The organism is Aliirhizobium sp. YIM B11859, from assembly GCF_057163345.1.
In genome coordinates, this window is the sequence record NZ_JBXHAY010000034.1 from 1 (window position 1) to 5,499 (window position 5,499).

General features: G+C 52.9%; 3 rRNA genes. All 3 read right to left on the minus strand.

What is annotated here, in order from left to right:
- Positions 1–67: 67 nt before the first annotated feature.
- Positions 68–182, minus strand: a 5S ribosomal RNA gene (rrf, locus tag AC2GXZ_RS32380).
- Between the two features lie 113 nt (positions 183–295).
- A 23S ribosomal RNA gene (locus AC2GXZ_RS32385) occupies positions 296–3,097 on the minus strand.
- A 517-nt stretch (positions 3,098–3,614) separates the two neighbouring features.
- Positions 3,615–5,095: ribosomal RNA gene (locus AC2GXZ_RS32390) — 16S ribosomal RNA — on the minus strand.
- The 16S, 23S and 5S rRNA genes sit together here, the layout of an rRNA operon.
- Positions 5,096–5,499 lie beyond the last annotated feature (404 nt).

Genomic DNA, 5,499 nt, shown 5'->3' on the forward strand with positions numbered 1-5,499 from the left:
GAGAAGATTGTTTTCCACTATCGCGACAAATCCGCTGGATTTGCGCTTATGGCATTGCCTTTAAAAGACCTGGCAGCGACCTACTCTCCCGCGTCTTAAGACGGAGTACCATTGGCGCTGGGGCGTTTCACGGCCGTGTTCGGAATGGGAACGGGTGCGGCCGCCCCGCCATGACCACCAGGTCATTTAAGGGCAATGTGATGAGAAGCTGGCAGGCCTTGGCCTGTTTTTTTGGTTTTGAACACGTCTGGCTTCATCGCCTGCATGTGCAGGCTGATGAGCATTGTCAATGGGAACGATTAAGCCAATCGGGCTATTAGTAAGGCTAAGCTTCATGCATTGCTGCACGTCCACACGCCTCCTATCAACGTGGTCGTCTTCCACGGCCCTGATAGGGAATACTCGTTTTCAGGTTGGTTTCCCGCTTAGATGCCTTCAGCGGTTATCCATTCCATATATAGCTACCCTGCTATGCCGTTGGCACGACAACAGGTCCACCAGAGATATGTCCATCCCGGTCCTCTCGTACTAGGGACAGATCCTGTCAATATTCCTACACCCACGGCAGATAGGGACCGAACTGTCTCACGACGTTCTGAACCCAGCTCACGTACCGCTTTAATTGGCGAACAGCCAAACCCTTGGGACCTGCTCCAGCCCCAGGATGCGATGAGCCGACATCGAGGTGCCAAACAACCCCGTCGATATGGACTCTTGGGGGTCATCAGCCTGTTATCCCCGGCGTACCTTTTATCCGTTGAGCGATGGCCCTTCCACGCGGGACCACCGGATCACTATGACCGACTTTCGTCTCTGCTCGACTTGTCAGTCTCGCAGTCAGGCGGGCTTATGCCATTGCACTCGACGACCGATTTCCGACCGGTCTGAGCCCACCATCGCGCGCCTCCGTTACTCTTTCGGAGGCGACCGCCCCAGTCAAACTACCCACCATACACTGTCCCGGATCCGGATGACGGACCGCGGTTAGACATCCATGACGATAAGGGTGGTATTTCAAGGATGGCTCCACGAAGACTGGCGTCCCCGCTTCAAAGCCTACCACCTATCCTACACATGCCGACACGAATGCCAGTGTAAAGCTATAGTAAAGGTGCACGGGGTCTTTCCGTCTAACCGCAGGAACCCCGCATCTTCACGGGGAATTCAATTTCACTGAGTCTATGCTGGAGACAGCGGGGAAGTCGTTACGCCATTCGTGCAGGTCGGAACTTACCCGACAAGGAATTTCGCTACCTTAGGACCGTTATAGTTACGGCCGCCGTTTACTGGGGCTTCAGTTCAGAGCTTGCACCCCTCCCTTTAACCTTCCAGCACCGGGCAGGCGTCAGACCCTATACGTCGTCTTTCGACTTCGCAGAGCCCTGTGTTTTTGATAAACAGTCGCTACCCCCTGGTCTGTGCCACCCCAATCCACTTGCGTAAAAAGGGGTCACGCTTCTTCCGAAGTTACGCGTGCAATTTGCCGAGTTCCTTCAGCATAGTTCTCTCAAGCGCCTTGGTATACTCTACCTGACCACCTGTGTCGGTTTCGGGTACGGTCTGTACGGTGGAGCTATTTCCTGGAACCGCTTCCCTGCACCTTCAATCCAATAAGAAGATACAAGCTACGCGATCCGTCACTACCACCAGGCCCACGAATATTAACGTGGTTCCCATCGACTACGCATTTCTGCCTCGCCTTAGGGGCCGGCTAACCCTGCTCAGATTAACTTTAAGCAGGAACCCTTGGTCTTTCGGCGAGAGGGTCTCTCACCCTCTTTGTCGTTACTCATGTCAACATTCGCACTTCCGATATCTCCAGGGGTCCTCACGGATCCCCCTTCACAGACTTACGGAACGCTCCGCTACCACATACACGTTAAGTGCATATCCTCAGCTTCGGTGCATGGCTTTAGCCCCGTTACATTTTCGGCGCAAAGACCCTTATTTAGACCAGTGAGCTGTTACGCTTTCTTTAAATGATGGCTGCTTCTAAGCCAACATCCTGGTTGTTTTGGGATCCTCACATCCTTTCCCACTTAGCCATGACTTGGGGACCTTAGCTGGAGGTCAGGGTTGTTGCCCTCTTCACGACGGACGTTAGCACCCGCCGTGTGTCTGCCGACTAGTACTCCCAGGTATTCGGAGTTTGGTTAGGATCAGTAAGACGGTGAGTCCCCATAGCCCATCCAGTGCTCTACCCCCTGGGGTATTCGGTCGACGCTCTACCTAAATAGATTTCGCGGAGAACCAGCTATCTCCGAGTTTGATTGGCCTTTCACCCCTAGCCACAAGTCATCCCAATCTATTGCAACAGATGCGGGTTCGGCCCTCCAGTTGGTGTTACCCAACCTTCAGCCTGCTCATGGCTAGATCACTCGGTTTCGGGTCTAATGCAACTAACTCAATCGCCCTATTCAGACTCGCTTTCGCTGCGCCTACACCTACCGGCTTAAGCTTGCTAGTTACACTAAGTCGTTGACCCATTATACAAAAGGTACGCCGTCAGGCTTGCGCCCTCCGACTGCTTGTAGGCATCCGGTTTCAGGTTCTATTTCACTCCCCTTGTCGGGGTGCTTTTCACCTTTCCCTCACGGTACTTGTTCGCTATCGGTCATGCACGAGTACTTAGGCTTGGATAGTGGTCTACCCATGTTCAGACAGGATTTCACGTGTCCCGCCCTACTCTAGGACAATGAGTGTTCTACGCTTACGGGGCTATCACCCACTCTAGCCAGGTTTTCCAACCTGTTCAGCTTTATTCCTCATTGCCACTGGCCTGGTCCGCGTTCGCTCGCCACTACTTACGGAGTCTCGGTTGATGTCCTTTCCTTCAGGTACTTAGATGTTTCAGTTCCCTGAGTTCGCTTCTTACCCCTATGTATTCGAAAGTAAGATACCTTATAACAATGCTTGGAAACCTAAGCCGTACCGAAGCACGACTTAAATTTTCCAAGCATTTAAGGTGGGTTGCCCCATTCGGAGATCCATGGATCAAAGCTTATTCGCAGCTCCCCACAGCTTATCGCAGCGTATCACGTCCTTCTTCGCCTGTGCATGCCAAGGCATCCACCAAATGCCCTTACGACACTTAATCGTTCTCATTGCCAATGCTCATCAGTTAGTCCGCTTCAAAGAAACGAACAGCAGGGCTACCTTTTACAACCCCACCATCTCATGATGCCATCGACGTGTTCGACAAGCCTGCTTTATTGGGGTCACGCCGAGCGACCCGCTTGCAGTCTTGTCTTAAGACCAGCTTCTCGAGATTAAATCCGGGTCCGTGCGGTTAGCAACCGGACATCAATAGATCGTCAGAGATGCACCAGACCCTAAAGCCCATAACACCAACAACGACCGACCAGAGTGACAAGCTTCCTATCTCCACCGATCCCTCTTTCGTGTCCGGCCGGCTAGGCCATNCTTGAAGAAAGAGAAACGTAGTCGGCGGTTTTCGCCATACCATCCGATATCCGAGGATATTCCGTGGCGTATTGCGTTTCGATGGTCACCTGACTGGTGCCATCTATGTTCTAAAAAGCACGGGAAGGTTCATGCCAGGCCATATCTTGCGATACGTGCTGACCGTCTTACCAGTTCCACAGCTTCCTTAGAAAGGAGGTGATCCAGCCGCAGGTTCCCCTACGGCTACCTTGTTACGACTTCACCCCAGTCGCTGACCCTACCGTGGTTAGCTGCCTCCTTGCGGTTAGCGCACTACCTTCGGGTAAAACCAACTCCCATGGTGTGACGGGCGGTGTGTACAAGGCCCGGGAACGTATTCACCGCGGCGTGCTGATCCGCGATTACTAGCGATTCCAACTTCATGCACTCGAGTTGCAGAGTGCAATCCGAACTGAGATGGCTTTTGGAGATTAGCTCGGGATCGCTCCTTCGCTGCCCACTGTCACCACCATTGTAGCACGTGTGTAGCCCAGCCCGTAAGGGCCATGAGGACTTGACGTCATCCCCACCTTCCTCTCGGCTTATCACCGGCAGTCCCCTTAGAGTGCCCAACTGAATGCTGGCAACTAAGGGCGAGGGTTGCGCTCGTTGCGGGACTTAACCCAACATCTCACGACACGAGCTGACGACAGCCATGCAGCACCTGTGCTCCGGTCCCCGAAGGGAACTCCAAATCTCTCTGGATAGCCGGACATGTCAAGGGCTGGTAAGGTTCTGCGCGTTGCTTCGAATTAAACCACATGCTCCACCGCTTGTGCGGGCCCCCGTCAATTCCTTTGAGTTTTAATCTTGCGACCGTACTCCCCAGGCGGAATGTTTAATGCGTTAGCTGCGCCACCGACAAGTAAACTTGCCGACGGCTAACATTCATCGTTTACGGCGTGGACTACCAGGGTATCTAATCCTGTTTGCTCCCCACGCTTTCGCACCTCAGCGTCAGTTATGGACCAGTTAGCCGCCTTCGCCACTGGTGTTCCTGCGAATATCTACGAATTTCACCTCTACACTCGCAATTCCACTAACCTCTTCCATACTCAAGATACCCAGTATCAGAGGCAGTTCCAGAGTTGAGCTCTGGGATTTCACCCCTGACTTAAATATCCGCCTACGTGCGCTTTACGCCCAGTAATTCCGAACAACGCTAGCCCCCTTCGTATTACCGCGGCTGCTGGCACGAAGTTAGCCGGGGCTTCTTCTCCGACTACCGTCATTATCTTCATCGGTGAAAGAGCTTTACAACCCTAAGGCCTTCATCACTCACGCGGCATGGCTGGATCAGGCTTGCGCCCATTGTCCAATATTCCCCACTGCTGCCTCCCGTAGGAGTTTGGGCCGTGTCTCAGTCCCAATGTGGCTGATCATCCTCTCAGACCAGCTATGGATCGTCGCCTTGGTAGGCCTTTACCCCACCAACTAGCTAATCCAACGCGGGCTCATCCATCCCCGATAAATCTTTCCCCCGAAGGGCGTATACGGTATTAGCTCCAGTTTCCCGGAGTTGTTCCGTAGGGTTGGGTAGATTCCCACGTGTTACTCACCCGTCTGCCACTCCCCTTGCGGGGCGTTCGACTTGCATGTGTTAAGCCTGCCGCCAGCGTTCGTTCTGAGCCAGGATCAAACTCTCAAGTTGAGAATTCAATCATGACTAATCACTTTTGTTCTGAATCGACGAGAACATTTTTATATGTACACCAGCGCATCGCTGCGCCGTTTCCATCGTTCTCATAATCAAAACGTGACCGTCATTTGTCTTCTAAACAGACAAGCCCCAAAGCCCGAAAGCTCCAGAAACCGTCCGCGAAAACCCGCCGACCACGTTTCTCTTTCTTCTCATATTCAATTGTCAAAAAACCGACGGACACTGCAAAAAGCAAACCCGTCAAAATCTCAAAACCACCAGAACAGACCAACCCAAAGAGACCAAACCGTAACCCGGCCCCAATCAGATATAACCAACTCTGTCGTGGTTTGCTACAGAACGAAAGAAACCGTCGCTAGCAGCGCCGCCGCCCTCGTTCAGTGAGCGGGTTATAG